The 17312-nt window shown below is 69.7% G+C and carries 15 protein-coding genes; 4 read left to right on the forward strand and 11 right to left on the reverse strand.

Translation table 11 applies throughout. The annotated features are described in order from the left end of the window. Positions 1 to 560: 560 nt before the first annotated feature. Positions 561 to 3230: a helicase associated domain-containing protein gene (locus tag LIU39_RS24035; protein ID WP_443743002.1), complete on the forward strand. Its 2670-nt coding sequence runs from the start codon at positions 561 to 563 to the stop codon at positions 3228 to 3230. A gap of 924 nt (positions 3231 to 4154) precedes the next feature. Here LIU39_RS24035 and LIU39_RS24040 read toward each other — a convergent pair. Further along, positions 4155 to 5360: a glycosyltransferase gene (locus LIU39_RS24040; protein WP_227048946.1), complete on the reverse strand. Its 1206-nt coding sequence runs from the start codon at positions 5358 to 5360 to the stop codon at positions 4155 to 4157. Positions 5361 to 6347: 987 nt separating this feature from the next. Between LIU39_RS24040 and LIU39_RS24045 the strand changes: the two genes are divergently transcribed. Then, positions 6348 to 6932 (forward strand): glycosyltransferase family protein, encoded by a 585-nt coding sequence (locus tag LIU39_RS24045; RefSeq protein ID WP_227048947.1) that lies wholly within the window; start codon positions 6348 to 6350, stop codon positions 6930 to 6932. Positions 6933 to 6942: 10 nt separating this feature from the next. On the opposite strand, the gene LIU39_RS24050 is transcribed toward LIU39_RS24045, so the two are convergent. From LIU39_RS24050 to LIU39_RS24075, 7 genes are all read right to left on the reverse strand, one after another. Further along, positions 6943 to 7194 (reverse strand): hypothetical protein, encoded by a 252-nt coding sequence (locus tag LIU39_RS24050; protein ID WP_227048948.1) that lies wholly within the window; start codon positions 7192 to 7194, stop codon positions 6943 to 6945. Between the two features lie 662 nt (positions 7195 to 7856). Continuing rightward, complete coding sequence (locus tag LIU39_RS24055; RefSeq protein WP_308409409.1) at positions 7857 to 8810, reverse strand: NAD(P)/FAD-dependent oxidoreductase; 954 nt, start codon at positions 8808 to 8810, stop codon at positions 7857 to 7859. Next, complete coding sequence (locus LIU39_RS35325) at positions 8716 to 9063, reverse strand: FAD-dependent oxidoreductase (RefSeq protein WP_308409410.1); 348 nt, start codon at positions 9061 to 9063, stop codon at positions 8716 to 8718. Before LIU39_RS35325 ends, LIU39_RS24055 begins: the two co-directional genes overlap by 95 nt. After that, entirely contained in the window at positions 9060 to 9269 is a 210-nt protein-coding gene (locus LIU39_RS24060; protein ID WP_227048949.1) for a ferredoxin, read from the reverse strand. The genes LIU39_RS35325 and LIU39_RS24060 overlap by 4 nt, the downstream gene beginning before the upstream one ends. Before the next feature lie 35 nt (positions 9270 to 9304). Continuing rightward, positions 9305 to 10522, reverse strand: a complete 1218-nt coding sequence (locus LIU39_RS24065) for a cytochrome P450 (RefSeq protein ID WP_227048950.1) — start codon at positions 10520 to 10522, stop codon at positions 9305 to 9307. 135 nt (positions 10523 to 10657) lie between these two features. Continuing rightward, complete coding sequence (locus LIU39_RS24070; RefSeq protein ID WP_227048951.1) at positions 10658 to 10873, reverse strand: hypothetical protein; 216 nt, start codon at positions 10871 to 10873, stop codon at positions 10658 to 10660. Positions 10874 to 10973: 100 nt separating this feature from the next. Further along, positions 10974 to 11465 carry a Mu transposase domain-containing protein gene (locus LIU39_RS24075; protein WP_227048952.1) on the reverse strand — a complete coding sequence of 164 codons (492 nt, stop codon included), beginning with the start codon at positions 11463 to 11465 and terminating at the stop codon, positions 10974 to 10976. A gap of 11 nt (positions 11466 to 11476) precedes the next feature. Between LIU39_RS24075 and LIU39_RS24080 the strand changes: the two genes are divergently transcribed. Both LIU39_RS24080 and LIU39_RS24085 read left to right on the forward strand, forming a co-directional pair. After that, positions 11477 to 11626, forward strand: a complete 150-nt coding sequence (locus LIU39_RS24080; protein WP_227048953.1) for a hypothetical protein — start codon at positions 11477 to 11479, stop codon at positions 11624 to 11626. Positions 11627 to 11969: 343 nt separating this feature from the next. Then, positions 11970 to 12560, forward strand: coding sequence for a snapalysin family zinc-dependent metalloprotease (locus LIU39_RS24085; protein WP_227048954.1), 591 nt, complete (start codon positions 11970 to 11972; stop codon positions 12558 to 12560). A gap of 232 nt (positions 12561 to 12792) precedes the next feature. Here the strand turns inward: LIU39_RS24085 and LIU39_RS24090 are convergent, their stop codons facing one another. From LIU39_RS24090 to LIU39_RS24100, 3 genes are all read right to left on the reverse strand, one after another. Beyond that, positions 12793 to 13683 (reverse strand): serine hydrolase, encoded by an 891-nt coding sequence (locus LIU39_RS24090; RefSeq protein ID WP_227048955.1) that lies wholly within the window; start codon positions 13681 to 13683, stop codon positions 12793 to 12795. Between the two features lie 858 nt (positions 13684 to 14541). Continuing rightward, positions 14542 to 15585: a chitinase gene (locus tag LIU39_RS24095; RefSeq protein WP_227048956.1), complete on the reverse strand. Its 1044-nt coding sequence runs from the start codon at positions 15583 to 15585 to the stop codon at positions 14542 to 14544. 424 nt (positions 15586 to 16009) lie between these two features. Then, complete coding sequence (locus tag LIU39_RS24100) at positions 16010 to 16684, reverse strand: ribonuclease FAU-1 family protein (protein ID WP_227048957.1); 675 nt, start codon at positions 16682 to 16684, stop codon at positions 16010 to 16012. Positions 16685 to 17312: the final 628 nt, after the last annotated feature.

Below are 17312 nucleotides of genomic sequence, written 5' to 3' on the forward strand. Positions count from 1 at the left end.
CGTCCTCCTCCGGAGGAACGACGCATGACCCTACGGGTCATAAAGACGCACCCCCCTCCGGGGGGTAAGCCAATTCCTCCGGAATTGGCTTTGAATTCCTCCGGAATTCACGCGGTGCAATGAGGGAGTGTGAAGGATTATTCGGCGGGTGACTCAAGTCTTGTGGATCTGTTCAAACTGGGCTACCTACAGGCAGAGTGAGGGTGCGTCTATTCTTGTCGACTGTGCGTGGTCGCGGGTGACGGAGCGTTAGTGACTGATGGAATGTCACCATCTTATTTCCAGGCCGACCTGCAGGCGTCTGGCCCTGTCCCCCGACGCTCATCTACACCTTCCATGTCTACCCGTACGAACGTGATGCATCACTCCGTGATGCTGGGTAGAGTCTGTGAAAACACTGCACTATCTCAAGTGCTGGGTCCGACAGGTCATCACTGGGAGTCCCTTCAGGCTGTCGCGTTGAATTCTTGGGATTGAGAATTCGTTGAATTGCTGAATTGCTGAGATTGGAGGGTTGTGGAATGGGTGGTATTCCGCTTCGGCCGCATCAGGTGGAGGCCGTGGACGCGATTATCAAGGAGCTTTCGGGGCCGGCGGGTGGGGTGGTGCCTGCCCGGGGGTTGCGGGGGACGGTTGTGTCGTCCACCGGGTCGGGCAAGACGGTCACAGCCGCCATGGCGGCGCTGCGGATAGCGCCGAGAGGGCTGGTGGGGGTGCTGGTGCCGACGTTGGACCTGCTGGCGCAGACCGTCGAAGCGTGGCGCGCGGTGGGTCACACGGGCCCTGCGGTGGCGGTGTGTTCGCTGGGGTCTGATCCGCTGCTGGAGTCGCTGGACGTACGCTGCACCACCAATCCCACCCAGCTGGCACTGTGGGCCGGGAGCGGGCCGATGGTGGTGTTCGCGACGTACGCGTCGCTGTCGCCTCAGGGGCTGGAGGACGACCAGGACGTGGAGGGCGGGGCCGGCAGCGAGGGTGCGGTGGCGCCGGGGGTGCTGGAGCAGGCCATGCGCGGCAGCTACGGGCAGCAGCTTGCCCCCTTCGACCTCCTGGTGGTCGATGAAGCCCACCGCACCTCAGGGGACTTGGGCAAGGCGTGGGCGGCGGTGCACGACCAGGCGCGGATCCCGGCGGTGCGGCGGCTGTACATGACGGCCACGCCCCGCCTGTGGGCCACCTCCCCGAGCGCCGCCGAAGGAACGGCGCGGCAGGGCGCATCGGGCGGTGGCGGTTCTGGGGGTGCTTGTGGGGCCTTGGGTGGGCGTCTGGTGGCGTCCATGGACGACGAAGAGCTCTACGGTCCGGTGTTGTACGAACTCGCGCTGATGGAGAGTGTGGAGCGGGAGATTCTCGCCTCCTTCGAGATTGATGTGCTGGAGATCAGGGATCCCGAGGCGCCGGGGCCGGACGCGTCTGCGGAGGAGCAGCGTGGTCGGCGGCTAGCCGCGCTGCAGGCCGCGTTGCTCAAGCATGCGGATGCCACTGGTGCCCGGTCGTTGATGACGTTTCACTCGCGCACGATCGATGCGATGGCGTTTGCGCGGGCGTTGCCGGAGACGGCCGCCGAGCTGTATGAGACCGATCCGGCGGTCTACCCGAAGCGGGTGGTGGCGGAGTGGCTGTGCGGCGAGCACCCTGCGGCGCGTCGGCGGGTGGTGCTGGACCGGTTCGCGGATGGTGTGGACTCCGAGGGGTGGGTGAACGACTTTCAGGTTTTGGCGTCCTGCCGGGTGCTGGGCGAAGGCGTCGACATCCGCGGCAGGCGTGGTGTCGGTGGCGTGGTGTTCGCCGACACGCGGAGTTCGCCGGTGGAGATCGTGCAGATCACCGGCCGGGGCCTCCGCCAGGATCCGGGCGAGGGGAAGGTGGCGCGGCTGATCGTGCCCGTCTTCCTGCGGCCGGGCGAAGATCCCGAGGACATGATGGCCTCCCCCAGCTACCGGCCGTTGGTCGCCGTCCTGCAGGGATTGCGGGCGCACGACGAGCGGATCATCGAACGGATGGCGCTGCGGACCACCACCGCCCGCGGGAAGGCCACTTCCGTCGTCGCCCTCGATCCCGTGCGCGAGGAAGACGAGCACGAGGAGGACGAAGAGGGGCAGCTGGCCGCCGACGCGGACGGGACGGATGGTGAGGCCGGCAAGGGCCAGGAGGCCGAGGAGCAGGAGGAGAGTGCCGAGCGCGCGGCCGGCGGCCGCGGCGACGAGGACGGGGAGGACAAAGGTGGGGGTGTGCCGTTGCTGCGGTTCTCCCTGCCGCGCAACCCCGACGTCATCGCCTCCTTCCTGCGCACGCGAGTGCTGCGGCCTGACAGTGAGGTGTGGCTGTCCGGGCTCAACGCCCTGCGCAAGTGGGTGGAAGCCGAAGGCCATGCCCAGGTGCCGATGGACACCGTTGTCCCCATCGGGACGACCGAGAGCAACGGCGACGACGGCAACGGCGGCACGTATGCGCTGGGGGCCTGGGTCAGCGAGCAGCGCCGGGCCTTCCGTGCGGGGACGCTGAAGGCGTGGCGGGCCGAACTGCTGGATGAGCTGGGCATGGTGTGGTCGGTCGTCGATGCACGGTTCTGGAAGAACCTGGCCGCCGCCCGCGGCTACTTCGCTGTGCACGGGACGCTGGCTGCGCCGAAGGACGCGTCCGTGGATGGGGTCGCGGTGGGCCAGTGGCTGGCTAATTGCCGCAAAACCGGGGGTCTCGGCCAGGATGAAGAGCGGGCGGAGGAACGTCGGCAGGCGCTGGCGGCCATCGACCCCGACTGGAACCCGGGGTGGCCCATCGACTGGCAACGCCGGTATGCCGACTTCGCTGCGGCCCTCGCCGGCGGTGCCACGCCGGCCGAGATCCTGCCCGGCGTCACCATTCACGGCCAGGACATCGGCTTGTGGCTGCAGGCGCAGCGGGCGGGGTGGGAGCAGCTGGGTGTGGGGCAACGCGAACGCCTGGCGCAGCATGGTGTCGAGCCGCTGCCCGCATGGGGGGAAGCTCCGGCGAAGGGCTGTAGGGGCGGGGTGGGGGCCTTCGAACGTGGCATCAGTGCCTTGGCTCAGTACAAGGAACGCGAAGGGCACGTGACCGTCCCCAGAACGCACGTTGAGACCGTTGTGGTTGACGGCCAGGCGCACGCGGTGAAGCTCGGGGTGTTCCTGTCCAACAGCAAGAGCAGGCGCGGCAAACTCGCCGAGGGCAAACTCCAGGCCCTCGCGGAGTTGGGCTTGGAGTGGACGTGACGCCGCCTCTGGCCGGTCGCTGAACCGGCCCGTCATGCAGAGTGCAGCAAAGCCCCGGGCACGTCTCCCCGGGGCTTTGCACCTGTCAGCCCTCCAGGGCGGGAAGACCGGCCAGATCGGTGTCGAGATGATGCGGAAGACTGTTTCGCGGCTCTGGTGCTCTTCGATGAACCGACGCTTGGGGTCAAACGGCAACGGCGGCTGGAGGGCGATGAGTTGGAGCTGCTCGCCTAAGTGGGGCGTGCTGCGCCGGGCAGGGCGGCCCCGTGTGGCCCCGGTCGTTGGTTTTCGATGAGCTGGTCGAGGATCTTCTGCAGTTGGGCAGTTGGCACTGTCCCTTCTGGTGTCGGATGTTCGCGGTGGAGCAGCGCAGTGTGTTGTCGTAACCGCCGTCGTCCTGCTCTGTCAGGTCCGCTTCCATGTGTGTGGGCCATTCGCAGCCGTTGGGTGCGACTTGGTCGTGCAGGTACTGGCGTACGGCGCCGGGGCGGTGGTGTTGGGGCAGGGTGTGGGGTGCAGCGTCGGGTGGTGCGAGGTGAGGTGTCCTTCCAGGGCTTTTCCGTCTTGGTTGTGGTCGGCTTGTACTTCTCCGGGTACAGGGTGGTCGCCCGTTCCTGGGTGGCGTCGGTGGCTGCGTGGGCCGCCGGGTTCAGGTGGGTCGGCATGATCTGGGCCGGGGTCTCGGTGAGCGGTTCGACGGTGTCCTGGGTGTGGGTGGTGTCTCGGTCGGCGGCCCGCCCTGCTCTTCGATGTTCGGTGAACGCAGTGTGGTCGTGGCTGGGCTCGGGGCGGCGCGCCGGGCGTCGGCGGTTGGTCAGGTCCTGCGCGTGTCGGGGCGGCGGGGTGTGGGTGTCCGGGTCAGGGCAGGGCGGCGGGGTGTGGGTGTCCGGGTCAGGGCAGGGCGGCGGGCGGGGCCGGTCTTGCTCACCCGAGGGCGTCGAGCAGCAGGTTTGCGGCCATCGTCGCTCCATCGGTGTGGATTTTGGTGCTCAGAGCTTTTGCCCGCTCCTGGGTCTCGGGCGCCAGGGCTGTCTTGAACGCGATGCTCAGGGATTCGATGGTCGGGGCCGGGCCGTTGAGTGCCGCGCCGATGTCCAGGTCTGCCACGCGGCCGGCCCAGTATGGGTTGTCCGATATCTGGGCGGCTACCACCACTTGCGGCACGCCTGCCTGTGCGGCTGTCATCGTCGTGCCGGCGCCGCCGTGGTGTACGACGGCGGCCACCTTGCCGAACAGACGTTGTTGGTTGACCTCGCCGATGGCGAAGCAGTCGTCTCGGTCGTCGATCAGGCCCAGGTCTGCCCAGCCGCGGGAGACGAGTGCGCGGTGTCCCTGTGCGCGGAGTGCCTCGATGGCTCTGCGGGCGATGTCCTGCGACGGGCTCAGGCTGCCGAAGCCTATGTAGATGGGCGGTGTGCCTGCCTCCAGGAACGTCACCAGGTCGGCGGGGAGTGGGCGTTCGTCTGTCAGGCTCCATGCGCCCGTCTGGATCACGTCGAGGTCCGGGGTCTCCTGCCACGGTGCCAGGGCCGGGTCTGCTGCCAGCCACGGCTGGTCGGTGAAGACGTGGTCGCGGACGTTGTCCACCGGTGGCAGGCCGAGTGATGCCCGGTGGCTATTGAGTGTCTCGCCGAATTGCGTGTTCACGTTGTGGGCGTCCAGCTCCCACAGCGTCCGGTTGTCGTTCGGCTCCGGCTCCGGCCAGCCCGGCCGTGGCGGGGGCGCGTGGTGCGGCGACGGCAGGTGGACCGCCGCGTAGCTGGCGTATATGTAGCGGGTGTCCGTGGCCTCGGCCACGGACCGTGCGGCTATCTGTGCCAGGCCGGCTGCCACCAGCGCGTCACATCCGTCGACCGCTGTGGGGAAGATGTCGAACTGTGCGTCGACCAGCTCGGTCCGGTACCGGGACAGGTCTGCTGCCGACGGCAGAGTCGCCCCGCGCATCAATGCTCGCACCGGTGGCCCGACCGGCACCAGTTGCACGCCGATATCTGCCAGCCGTTCCGCGAACTCCTCGTCCGGCGGGGCGCACATCCGTACCTCGGCGCCGAGTTCCCGTAGCCGTGCCGCGAGTGCCACCAGTGGTTCGACATCGCCACGTGTCCCGTATGTCGACAGCAGCACCCGCATTCCGCGTCCTCTTTCGTTCTGTCGTCCCATGAGTATCGGTCGTGCCGTCAGCTTTCGAACGGTCCGCGTCGGCGGCGATGTGTCTGCCGTGGCAGATATGCGGGCAGCAGTGTACGTCGTGGGGTGCTCAACGCAGAGGTTGTCCCTGAACAGCGGGGTGCCTGGGGTTCACGTGTGCCTTGCTCTCGGCCTCGGCCGGTCGTAGCCGCCCCGCGTGCGGCGGCGGCTTTCTCGACGACGGTCCTTCGAGGTCGTGCCGGTCGGGCCAGTACGCGAGCGCGGGGGCGTGGTGCTCGCTCCGGGATGCAGGTCGTCCCAGTTGCCTGCCTCGTTCCATGCCTCCAGGTGCCGCCTGTAGGTTATGCCGGAGTCGTATCCGGGCTTCTGGGGCAGTGCTCCCGCTGGGTGCCGGTGGTCAGCGCGGGCAGGATCCCGTGCAGGCCTTGCCGGTCCGGCACTCGTGGACGGCCCTGCATCCGCTTCGGCGCCGGCTGCGGCTGCAACGGCTCGGTCAGCGGCCGCAGTTCGTCCGATACGGGCCACGGCTGCGGCTGTCTCCCCCACATTTCGCTCACGGGGTGACAAGTCGTCAGTCGCACCAACCGTGACTTTTGTCAGGGTTTTCAAGGGTCAACTCGGTGCTGTGGGTGTCGACTTCTTCCTCTGGAGATGGCGTCGGGTGTCCGCCGGGCTTTTCGCGGACGATCTCGTCGATCAATGCTCCGGTCTCGCGTGGAGCCGTCTTCGGTGATTACGGTGAGCGCCCAGCGTGCCTTCCGGTCGACGTTGCGGTGTCGGCCTTGGGCCGCCTGTAGTCGGCGAGGTGCGCAGGGTTCTGGATCGTCCGCACAACCGGAGAGCCACTCGATGCCTGGATCGTCCGCGTCCGTCCCTGATGTTTCGATCATCTTGCCCTGTGCCGGATTCGGAACGCGCTTCAGTGCGCCCTACTCGAAGGAGCTGCACTCTCTGGCTCCTGGGGTCACTGTGCTTGACCGCAGTCTGGAAGCCGTTGTCGAGCTCGCCAAGAGCGGGCTCAACGTGCGTCTGGTCGTGGTGTTCAGGGCTCACAAGCTCGACACGGTGAGTTATCTTGCGCGCTACGCTGAATCCTTTCAAATGGTCTTTGTCTACCAAGATGATTCGTTGGAATCGGGCCTCGACGGCGCGATCCGGTCCGCCTTGCCGATGACGCAAGGGCCGGTGGCCCTTGTCCTGCCTGACATCGTCATTACCGGCGCGGACAGTACGGGCAGTCTTCTCGCCGCATTGCGACGAATAGGGGCGACGGGCTGGAGCGTAGTGGCCGTCGAGGAGCGGGATCCCGACACGCTGCAGCAGGTGGGTGCGCTGGCCGTGGTCGAGGAGAACGGTGTCGTGACCGTCAGGTCGGCTGTCGAAAAGCCGTCAGATCCTTCGGGTTTCAACGCGTTCTGGGGCATGGTGACGGTCACCGAGGAAGAGGCGCACCGGTTGCCTGACGTGGTGAGCAAGGGTGCGGACAACCCTCTGGCCGGGGCGGCCGCTTTCATGGTGGAGGGAATCGTCAACTACAACACCGCCGTTGGTTGACTCCCTGGCGTCAACGAGCCGTGCGGGGGGATGTCCCGCAGTGCAGCCGCAACCGGCGGCCCGGCCCGTCGCGCACCAGGGCCTCGTTGCCGGCGGTGGAGGCGGACCTCTCCTCCACCGTGACGGCTTTGCCGTTGTGCTTCAGCTTCGTGCCCACCCTGGCCCGCGCCGGGGCTGCGCTCCAGCCGCGCCGGGGCTTGTCCCGGGTGATGCCATGGCACAGCTCCAGCACCTGGGGGTGCTGTGATCGGCCGGTGGCCATGCGGCCTGAGGGGTTGGCGGGGCCCGGATCACCGGGTCCAGCGCCGGCCACGACGAGGTGACGTGCTCGATGGCCGTCCCAGCACGGTCGCCCGCCGCGCGGCGGCCGGGTCGGCGCCTGCCTCCGGGGGCTCGCGCTCGACCCGGTCGGTGTCCGGGCCGGCCCTCCTTCAGGAGCGGTTCAGCCTGCCGCTCAGACCCGTCTCCCGGGCTGTCAGGCCGAGCGCGGCCAGCCCGGCCCGTCCGGCGGCCGGGCGGGACATCGGCCTTGTTCTGGGCGGCGCGCAGCGGCTTGCCCGCAGGACGGTGGCCGTCGTCGACCGTCACGCTGCGGAAGTGGTGCGTGACGTGGTGACTTTCTGTTACCGCGTCACGGAAGGAGAACTCGTTTCCGAAGAAGCCGGAAGCCAGCCCGGCCGAACATCTGCCGTTTGAGCATCGTGATCCGGTTGACGTGCCCTTCGACGACACCGGAGTTCCTGGGCAGGGTGAGGCCGGCGACGACGGCTTCGCGGTCGATGCCAGCGGCAAGGGTGTGGAGGCCCGAGAACGGGCGGCACAGCTGATACGGACCGGGGCGCAAGAGGGGCCGAGGGTGGCGACCAGCACAGCGGTGACGGTGGTGAGCGACTGTTCTGCGTCATTGCTTCCTGCGGCCAGGGATCAGTTCACGGTTGCTGATCGGAGTGCGGGTGTGTCTGTGAGGGCTGTCCACGACGCGCGTTCGGCGACCAGGCGGCGCGACGTGCGTACCCGGCGGGGGGTGTTCCAGCCGAGTACGCCGACCACCCTCCCGTGGTGGCCGTAGGCGGCGGCGAAGTAACCGTCGACCGGGTCGCCGTGGACGATCCGCACGTCCGCGTCGGGTGGGAAAATGCCGTACGCCTGGATCCTGGTGTCGTACTGGTCCGTCCAGAAGTAGGGCACGGGAGCAAACGGTTCGGCGTCGCCGAGCAGGTTGCCGGCCGCGGCCATGGCCTGTTCGGTGGCGTTCATCCGGTGTTCCAGTCGCATGCGGGTGCAGAAGCGCTGGTTGTGCCAGGAGGCGATGTCGCCGGCGGCGTAGATGCCGGGTGCGGCCTGGCACAGTGCGTCGCACTCCACCCCGTCCCCCAGTCGCAGACCCGAGCCGGTCAGCCAGCGGGTCGCGGGCGCGGAGCCGAGGGCCAGGACGACGACGTCGGCCGGCAGCGTGGTGCCGTCGCCGAGGTCCGCCCCGGTCACCCGGCCGGCTGCGCCGCGCAGCCGGCGCACCGGTATCCCGCAGCGCAGGCGCGTTCCGTGATCGCGGTGCAGTTCGCCGACGAGTGCGCCGATGCGGTCGCCGAACGGGCGCCGCACCGGGACGGGCTCCGGCTCGACCACGGTCACCTTCAGGTTCATGGTCCGGGTGGCCGCGGCGACTTCGGTGCCGAGGAGTCCGGCGCCGACCACGACCACTCGGGGCCCGGTGGGCAGCGCGGCGCGTAGGTGGAGGGCGTCGTCGAGTGTGCGCAGGACGTGGACCCCAGCCAGATCGCTGTCAGGAAGGCGCCGGGGGGCTACGCCGGTGGCGATGATGAGTGCGTCGAAGCCGATGGTCTCGCGGTTGTCCAGGCGCACCTGGCGGCCCGCCACGTCGAGGGCGGTGGCGCGCTGTCCGAGCCGCAGGTCGGTCTCCAGCCGCGCCAGGTCCTGCGGGGGGGCGCAGGGTGGCCCGTTCGGGCTCCCAGGCGCCGGTGAGGATCTGCTTGGACGGTGGCGGCCGGTCGTACGGCGGATGGAGCTCCTCACCGATCAGGGTGAGGTCACCGCCCCAGCCTCGGTGGCGGAGGGTCTCGGCCGCGGTCAGGCCCGCGGCCGAGGCTCCGACGATGACGGTCCGCTTCACTCCTTCTGCTCCTGTTCTTCCACCCAGATCACCCGGGCCGGGCAGAGGGCGGTGGCCTGCCGGACGTCGTCAGCCAGGTGCTCGGGCGGGGTCTCGGTGAGGAGGACGACGATGCCGTCCTCCTCGCGCTGGTCGAACACCTCCGGTGCGCTCAGCACGCACTGGCCGGAGGCGACACACTTGTTCTGGTCGACGATCACCTTCATCGGATTCTCCTTCCCTGCGCGGCACTTGGCCGCGTTCACCAGGTGATGGGCAGTTCGTAGACGCCGTAGACGAGGGCGTCGTGCCTGAAGGGGATCCCGTCGAGATCTACCGGCAGTTGCAGGGTCGGGATGCGGCGGTACAGGGTGCTGTAGACGACCTGCGGCTCGACCCGGGCCAGCGGCTGGCCCAGGCACTGGTGGACGCCGAAGCCGAAGGCCACGTGGTGGCGGGCGTTGCGGCCGATGTCGAGCCGGTCGGGGTCGGGGAAGTCGGCGGGATCGCGGTTGCCGATGTCGTTGGCGCGGATGGTCTGGCCGCCGATCTCGATGTCCTCCAGGGCCACGCGGCGCCGTCCGCTGTGCACGATCGTCAGGTAGCGCAGGAGTTCCTCGACCGCCGAGGCCACCAGCTGCGGATCGCCGCTTTCGCGCAACTGAGCCAGCTGGTCGGGGTGTTGCAGCAGGGCCAGGGTGCCCAGTGCGATCATGTTCGCCGTCGTCTCGTGACCGGCGATCAGCAGCAGCATCCCCGTGTCGGCCGCTTCATGCCGGGAGAGTTCGCCGGCGCGGACCCGTTCGGCCAGCGTGGAGAGCAGGTCGTCTGCCGGGTGGGCGAGCTTGTCGCCGATTGTCCCGTCCAGGTAGTCGATCAGCCGCTGGGTGGCCGCCCGCGCCTGCTCGCGCGTTGTGTCGCGGTTGATCAGCGTCTTGCTGTTGGACTGGAAGAAGTCGTGGTCGGCGTACGGGACGCCCAGCAGTTCGCAGATCACCAGCGAGGGCACCGGCAACGCGAACGCCTGGACGAGGTCCACCGGCCTGGGTCCGGCGAGCATGGTGTCGATCAGGCCGTCGACGATTTTCTGGATCGTCGGCCGCAGCGCCTCCACGTGCTTGATGGAGAAGGCCGCGGTGGCCATCCGGCGCAGCCGGGCGTGCTCCGGGTCGTCCATCGCGATGAAGGCCCGCGACTGCGTCCGGCGCTCCTTCGGGCCGGGGCCTTGATGGGGGTAGTGCGGGCGGGTGCTGTCCGAGCTGATCCGCGGATCGGCCAGCAGCGTCCGCATGTCCTCATAGCGAGTGGCCAGCCACGGGGTGCTGCCGTCCCATAGCCTCACCCGGCTGACAGGAGCCTGGGCCTGCCGCATGTACAGGGCTGGCGGCGGGTCGAACGGGCAGCCGGTCGCCCGGGGCATGGGGTAGTCCGACACCTCCGCCGACGGGGCATCAGTGCCGGGTGCCGAGATGGTGTTCATGGTTCTCCGCCCTTCTCCGGAAGTCCGATATGGCGGGCAGGCGCGAGGACCGGGGCCCGACACGCGTGCGGCGCGACGGGGCAGCGGAGCAGGTCCTGCCTGCAGGAGGAGACACCGAAGAGCGCACCCCGGGGGTCAGGAAGCCGTACCGCCGCGGGTGGTGCGCGGAGCTTCCCGGAGCATGCGCCGGACGATGGGCAGAGCCGTGTGCATGGCCTCGTCGCCGACGGAGGTGCTGCCGCCACGGACGGCGGCCGGGCATCCAGCTGCGCTCCCGGCGAGCACGGCCGCGGACTGGAGATCATCGATCAGCTCACCGCCGCGCACGGCGACCGCCAGGAGCCCGGACACGCCGTCCACTGGGCCGACGTGAACACACGCGCCTGACCGGACCTCGCATGGCTTGTCGCCCCGCCGGAGCCGTCTCTGCCCCGCACCAGGCGGTTATCGGTCAGCCCCGGTCGATCTGCGCGTGGCGAGCGTGAGAAGCGTGCAGCACGACCCGAACCCGTCTGCCGATCAGCCGGATCGGAACCGAATAACGGATGGTGCGGACCGGGATCTGGCCGCAGCGGTCAACCCGCGGCGTGAACAGCCCGCCCGTCTCGAACGGCTCCTCGGGCAGCGGCCTCAACAGCGGCTGTTCGACCGCGAAGCAGCCGGCAACGGTCTTGGGCCTGGAACCGATCCGGCGGGTGCCGTCCTGCCGGTCCCACTGATCAACCATCTCGTTCAGCTCGGCGAGCGAGGAAACCTCGGCAACGAGGACGAAGTGATGACGGCGGAAGCAGCCGATCCGGCCCTCGACTCCGCCCTTCTCGCGGGCGCCTTCGACGCCCGGCCGGCAGCAGAAACTCTCGATAACGAGTGAACGGCCCCAGCCTGCCGATCTACAGCTGACATGCGACGTCGGCAGGACAGGCCGCCACGAACGGACCCGCACGTACTCCGCCGATGAAGGGAGTCACCGACTTCCGCGGCGTCTGCGCGCTCACCTGGGCGCCGAACGCGCGCCCGACGTCGTACGGCGCGGAAAGGCGCTGCGGGGCACGGCACATCGTGTGGCGCCGGGCCGGCACCCACAACATCGTCTCCGGGGCGTAGGCGGCTCCGGCGGCAAGGCCGTCTGCGACCGCCGGCGCCAGGACGCTCCTCCCCTTCGGCCGGACAAGCTGAGCGCAGCCCCCGCCGCCGGGAGGCACACGGCATCCGCGTGCTGCGGGCCCGGCGAACGGCACCGGCTGCTCTTTCCCGCGACGTGGCGTACCGGCCGGGAAGCGGCCGGCGCGCGGGCGTACCGCGGGGCGGGGCCGCGGCCGAATCAGGGGGAGATCCCGAGGAGTTGACGGTGCAAGAGCGGCCGATTGCTGACTTGTAAAGGTCGTTGCCTGCGTGGTGGCCTTATCGCTTGCGGGGCAACTGATGCTCAAGGAGGCGCACGAGTCTCATGATCAAGCGAATAGCCGCCGTGGCGGCCCTGATACCGGCCATGCTGGGTACTGCGGCCGGAGGCGTTTCGGCGCAGTCCGCGCCGAAGGCGACCGCAGCGGTGGTCACCCTGACCTACGACGCCAGCCAAGCAGGGCAGTGGGCAGGCGCGATCACGCAGGCAGCGCAGAACTGGAACGCCGTGGTGCACAACGTGCACCTGCAGCCGGCGAGTTCGCCCGGTTCGGCGGACTACGTCTACAAGGCGACCGGCGGCTGGCCCCAGTCGACGCTGGGGCCGGTGTTCCCGGGCGGTAGCGGTGAGGTGCAGCTGGGCCAGGAAGCGGTGGACGAGGGCTATGACCTGGCCCGGGTCGCGACGCACGAGACCGGGCACATCCTCGGGCTGCCCGACGACTACAGCGGCCCGTGCTCGGAGATCATGTCCGGCCACGGCCCCGGCCCCTCGTGCACGAACGCCAAGCCGAACGCGGCCGAGGCAGCGCAGGTCGACCAGAACTACGCGGGCGGCACGTCGGCAACGCGCCCGAAGCCCCATCAGGTCGTGATCGACATCTGGCACAACCCGGTCCTCGCCCGCTCGCACTGACCGGCCGGCAGACGCACAGGCGGACACAGTGTGCCGGTCATCCGGGCGAGCAGACCCGGCCCGAGCCGGGAAGCGTGAGATGCCCGCGGCAGGCGATCAGCGCCGCCTGCCGCGGGTACCGGCACAAAGACACCCCACCGCTCCCCGGAGGGCTCGTCGCGGAGGCCAAAGGGCCGTCCCGTTCCGGGGATTGGCAGGTTCCGCCGCCCGGCCTGAGCCGGGCGGCGGGGGCCTACCGGTTGCCGTCGGGTACCAGGGAGCCGTCGGAGGTGCTGGGCAGGGCCTGGCGGCGCTGGGCCTTGCGCGGGCCGGAGACGGACCCGTTGAGGTCCGTGTGGACCTTCCGGGCGATGTTCTCTATCACCGCGACGCTGGCGGGCATGTCGGTGTTGTCGGCGCTCAGGACGACGAGGCCGTAATCATGCCCCTGTCCGGTGAACGCGCCGACACTGTGCACCCGCCATCCGCCGCCGGTTCGCTGCAGCCAGCCGTTCTTGACATGCACTGTCGCATCGCTCGGTGCGCCGGCCGGGACGCCCCAGCGCTGAGAGGGGATCACCCGGTTCAACAGGTCCAGCGCACAGGCACGGTGGCCGTCGTCGAGAACGGAGTTCGCCGAGGTGAGCAGCGCCATCAGTCTGAGCTGGTCGGAGGCGTTGATCTGCGTCAGCCCCCAGTAGCCGTCCGGGTCGGGGGACGTGTGCTCCATGCCTGCCAGGTGCAGGAAACCCGAGATGCGGGCGAGACCGAGCTGTTTCCACAAGGTGGTCGTCGCGTCGTTGTCCGACGTCGTGATCATGTTGGTGGCGAGCGTGCGCTCGGACGCGGTCAGGTCCCGGTGCTCGTCCTGAGCCTGGCGCAGGAGCGTGCCCAAAACGATGACCTTGACGGCGCTCGCCGAGTCGTACTGCTGGTCCGCGTTGAACGCGCACCGGGTTCCTGTGGTGCGGTCATACAAGGCAACGGAGACCCGTCCCTTGAGTGCGGCGTCTTCCACCACGGCCTTGATGTCCTTGCCGAGCTGGGTCGCAAGGCCGGTCTTGGCGGACGTGCAGGAGACCTGAGGCCGGGGCTGCTCCGCACCCGTGACCGGCATCGCGCTCGCCGGGGAGGCTGTGGCCACGATCGCGGCGGCGGTGCCGACGAGGACTGAAACGGTCGAGGTGCGCCGCAGGCCACGGGGACGGGTTGATATGTGGGGAGACAAGCGTTTCCTTACGTGAGGTGCGGGGGGGTGGGCCGAGGCAGAGCAGGGTGGCTCCGGTGTCGGCAGAGGCACGCTATGCCGGGGCAGCCGGTGCGGTGGGCGGAGGATCGGAACGGTCACGGAGCTGTTACGAAGCCCCGCGCCCTGAGTCCGGGCCGGGAGCCGAGCGGCTTTGGCTGTGGCCGTACCGTGCGGCGGAGTCGTCTCAGGGCCCGCGCGGAGCAGCGCGACGCGTCCGACGCAGCGCGGGCGCCGGCCCTCGGCGGGGAGTGACGGTCCGGCAAGGGGCAGGAGTTCGGCACCGCTACGGCGTTGAGTGCCCACCCGGGGTGTTGCAGCGGTGCGTCGCGCCGGGCGGCGCACCGACGGCGATGCCGGGCCGCTGGTTCCACGGCGGCCGCGCACCAGACGCCCTCCTCGTCCACGCCTGGCAACGATTACGGCAAACCGTCGGCCGACTGCCCATCAGCACGCCGGCCTGCGAACTCGGCTGCACCCGAGGCCACTTGGAAGGACGCTTCAGCGAGGCCGGCCGGTGCCCCTCTCCCCCTGCCGGGGTGGCCCAGCCGTACGGCGGGACAGAGGCCGTCCGGTGGGCGCGAGCGGCGCGCAGCCCGGCGATGCGGGCGGCGTCCGTGCCCATGCCCATGCCGGCGTGGGATGCCCTGGCGCTATGGGCCGAGGGTGAACTCCCCAGGGCCGTGGTGTGAACCAGGGTCAGACACCGGTTGTGACCTGGGAAATCAGGCGCACGGCCCTGGATATCCTGGGGTGTTAGCCGTTGCTGAGTGCGTCGGTGAAGGCGAAGGGCGACTGAGCGACGCCGCTGCACACCGGCGAGGCCGCCGGCTTCATGGTCTGCGTGGCGTCCCTGCCGCCCTTGGCCGGCGTCTTCGCAGCCGAGTTGCACGCCTGGTCGCGGCTGACGGACCAGAGGGACATCCGGCCGACCCCGTTGCTCGCCGCCCAGCTCGCCACCGAGGCGGCGTCGGCCAGGCTGAAGGTGGAGCCGTCGTCGTTCACGCCGATCATCGGGGTGATGCCGAGGTTGGCGTAGGTGTAGCCGGGGTCCACGGACTGCATCTGGGCCAGGGTGGCCTTGCTCGCGCTGATCGCGGCCGCGCCCATGTCGGTGCCGGTGCCCTGCCCGTAGTCCATCGTCATGATGTTGACGTTGTCCAGCTTCACGCCGGCCGTCTTGGCGGCTTTCAGCACGTTGACGCCGTCGGTGGTCAGGCCGGTGGGCATCACCGGCAGCGTCACCGAGGCGGTCAGCCCGGAGTTGTTCGCCTTCAGGTCCTTGATCGCGGTCATCTGCCGGGCCACGCCCGCAGTGTCCGCGACGGCCGCGCCCTCGATGTCGAAGTCCAGGGATTTGGTGCCGTAGGCGGTGATCTCCTTCTGGTAGCCCGCGTCGATCTGGCTCTGGTCGGTACAGGTGAAGGCCAGCGGCTCACCGCTTGCTCCGCCGGAGGAGATGATCACGCCGGCGCCCTCGGCCTTGGCCTTGGCGATCTCCGGATCGGTGTACGGGTCGTTGCCGACGGGGAGCGTGTCGCCCCAGATGTTGCTGCAGCCGGCGCCGATGGTGAAAGCGGCGGTGTAGGTCTTCACGTCATGGCTGGTGATGGCTGTGTCGAGCCGGCCTTCGGCGGAGTTGCTCATGTCCACGTACGGGGCGAACTGCGCCGCGTCCAAGCGGGCAGCCGGGCGGATCGCCTGCGGGTGCGCGGTGTCCGCGCCGGCGGCGGTGATTCCGGCGGTGGACAAGGCTCCGGCGGCTGCCGTGGCCAGGGCTATGCGGATCGGCTTCCTCATCAGGTGTCCGGTCCTTCCGTGGGGAGGGAAAGGGGGGAGAACATGAGCGCCCACCGACAAAAGTTGGACTGGACCAAGGCTGACGTCAAGAGTTCTGCAGGCCCCAACCGCCCCGTCTTTGACACCACTTGGGGAATTCCTGGAGCACAGGTTGCCGTTCAGGCGGAGATCGAGGCATCTCCCGAACCCGGTCAATCGCCGCGGCAACTGCCGTACGCCACAGCCGCCTTCGCCCGACCTGTGCTCCGTCCTGGAAACCGACAGGCCAGGTGCTGTCGGTGCCGGCCTGCCGGACCTCGTCCATCCGGGCGTGGAGCTGGGCTCGGTGCGGCGCGCCCCGCCCTCGCCCACGTCGCCGGGAGGCTCCCGCCTCCGGTGACGCCTTCACTCGTCCCCCGCAGGGAGCAACCGTCCAGCCGGCGGTTCAGCCGCCTGCCGGTGCAACCCCCTGCGCGGCCGGGGCGGGCTGCGGCAGGCTTGGTGTGGGCCAGGCCGGCTCCCACCGCCAGGACGTCCACGCGGAGGTGTCGGCGAAGGGGCCGGAGCGTTCCTTGAGCATCGCGAGGACCTGGGCGCGGGCGTCGTCGACGGCCTGGTGCTCGGTGTCCGTGACGATGCCGAGCCGCCTCACGTGGTCGTACTCGTCTTCGTCCTTCCACTGCCACCGGCTCAGGTCGGGGTCGACGACCAGGTCCACGGTGAGGTCGAAGGTGTCGAACCCGTCGGCCGTGCGGCGGGTGGGGTGCTCGAAGTTCACGTACCAGTTCCGCAGCCCGGCCGCGGTGTAGAAGGCGTTGACGCTGAACCACGCGCCCGGCGCCTTCCACAGCCGCAGCCCGGTCTCCTGCCACCGGCCGGGCGCAAGCTCCCACTCCCCCGTCGCCATCGCGTCGAACGCCTCCGTGCGCACCGAGCGGTCGCCGTCGGCGCGGGCCCTGGCGTACAGGGCGGGCCAGCGGGTCTCCGCTCCCGGCGCGCAGGCGGTCACCAGGGCCTCGCTCGTGTCGGCGACGACGCGCAGCGCGTGCTCGCTCCACACGCGGCCTGTGCGGTGCACGTCGCGCCGTACGGCTGTCTCTCCTGCCTCGAAGGTGCGCACCGGCCTCTCCTCTCTCCGTCCCGGCCGGGATGCCCGGCGCAGGCAGCAGCCCAGCACCGGTCCGGTTGCCGGGCAAGCCACCGCACGGGAGACCTTGCCCACGGTCACCTTCGGCCCACCCGGGCCAGGCCCGCCGGCGGAACAGGCCGCGGCGCTTGCCCGGCTCCTGGTCGCGGTCGTCCTCCGGCTCCGGCTCCGGCTGTACGGCGGCGTTCCTCTTCCGCGTCGGCCTGTGCGACCTGGCGGCGGTGGAGGGCGTCGCCGCCGGGGTTGCCGAGCACTTGGTGCAGCGTCTGTTCGCCCGCCCGCCCCGGGCGCCGCCGCGTCCGCGCCGCGGGTGTGCAGTTGCTCCAGGGCGGTGGCGACGACGGGCACGGCCCGGTGGCAGTCCCGGGCAGGAGCCGTGCCGGTACATGTCGAAGCGGCGGGGCGCCCAGTACCGGCGGACCGGCCAGCAGTCCGCCGGCCGGTGACAACGGCAAAACGTCCCGCCCCTCACCTGGAGGAGCGGGACTGATCGAGCGCTGGGCAGGCCTTGCACCTGCATCTCCCCGCAGGAAGCGGGGCGTCTTTCCTTGGACCACCAACGCCGGGCGCAGCAACCGGAATTCCGGCCCCGCGCTCAAGA

It is taken from the genome of Streptomyces pinistramenti, from assembly GCF_020564935.1.
GTDB lineage: Bacteria > Actinomycetota > Actinomycetes > Streptomycetales > Streptomycetaceae > Streptomyces > Streptomyces pinistramenti.

Coding starts and splice junctions, on each gene's coding strand:
- LIU39_RS24040 (WP_227048946.1), bottom strand. CDS start 5,360: ATGCGGGTGCTGCTGTCGACATACGGGACACGTGGCGATGTCGAACCA.
- LIU39_RS24050 (WP_227048948.1), bottom strand. CDS start 7,194: ATGGCCACCGGCCGATCACAGCACCCCCAGGTGCTGGAGCTGTGCCAT.
- LIU39_RS24060 (WP_227048949.1), bottom strand. CDS start 9,269: ATGAAGGTGATCGTCGACCAGAACAAGTGTGTCGCCTCCGGCCAGTGC.
- LIU39_RS24085 (WP_227048954.1), top strand. CDS start 11,970: ATGATCAAGCGAATAGCCGCCGTGGCGGCCCTGATACCGGCCATGCTG.
- LIU39_RS24065 (WP_227048950.1), bottom strand. CDS start 10,522: ATGAACACCATCTCGGCACCCGGCACTGATGCCCCGTCGGCGGAGGTG.
- LIU39_RS24080 (WP_227048953.1), top strand. CDS start 11,477: ATGAAGGGAGTCACCGACTTCCGCGGCGTCTGCGCGCTCACCTGGGCG.
- LIU39_RS24095 (WP_227048956.1), bottom strand. CDS start 15,585: ATGAGGAAGCCGATCCGCATAGCCCTGGCCACGGCAGCCGCCGGAGCC.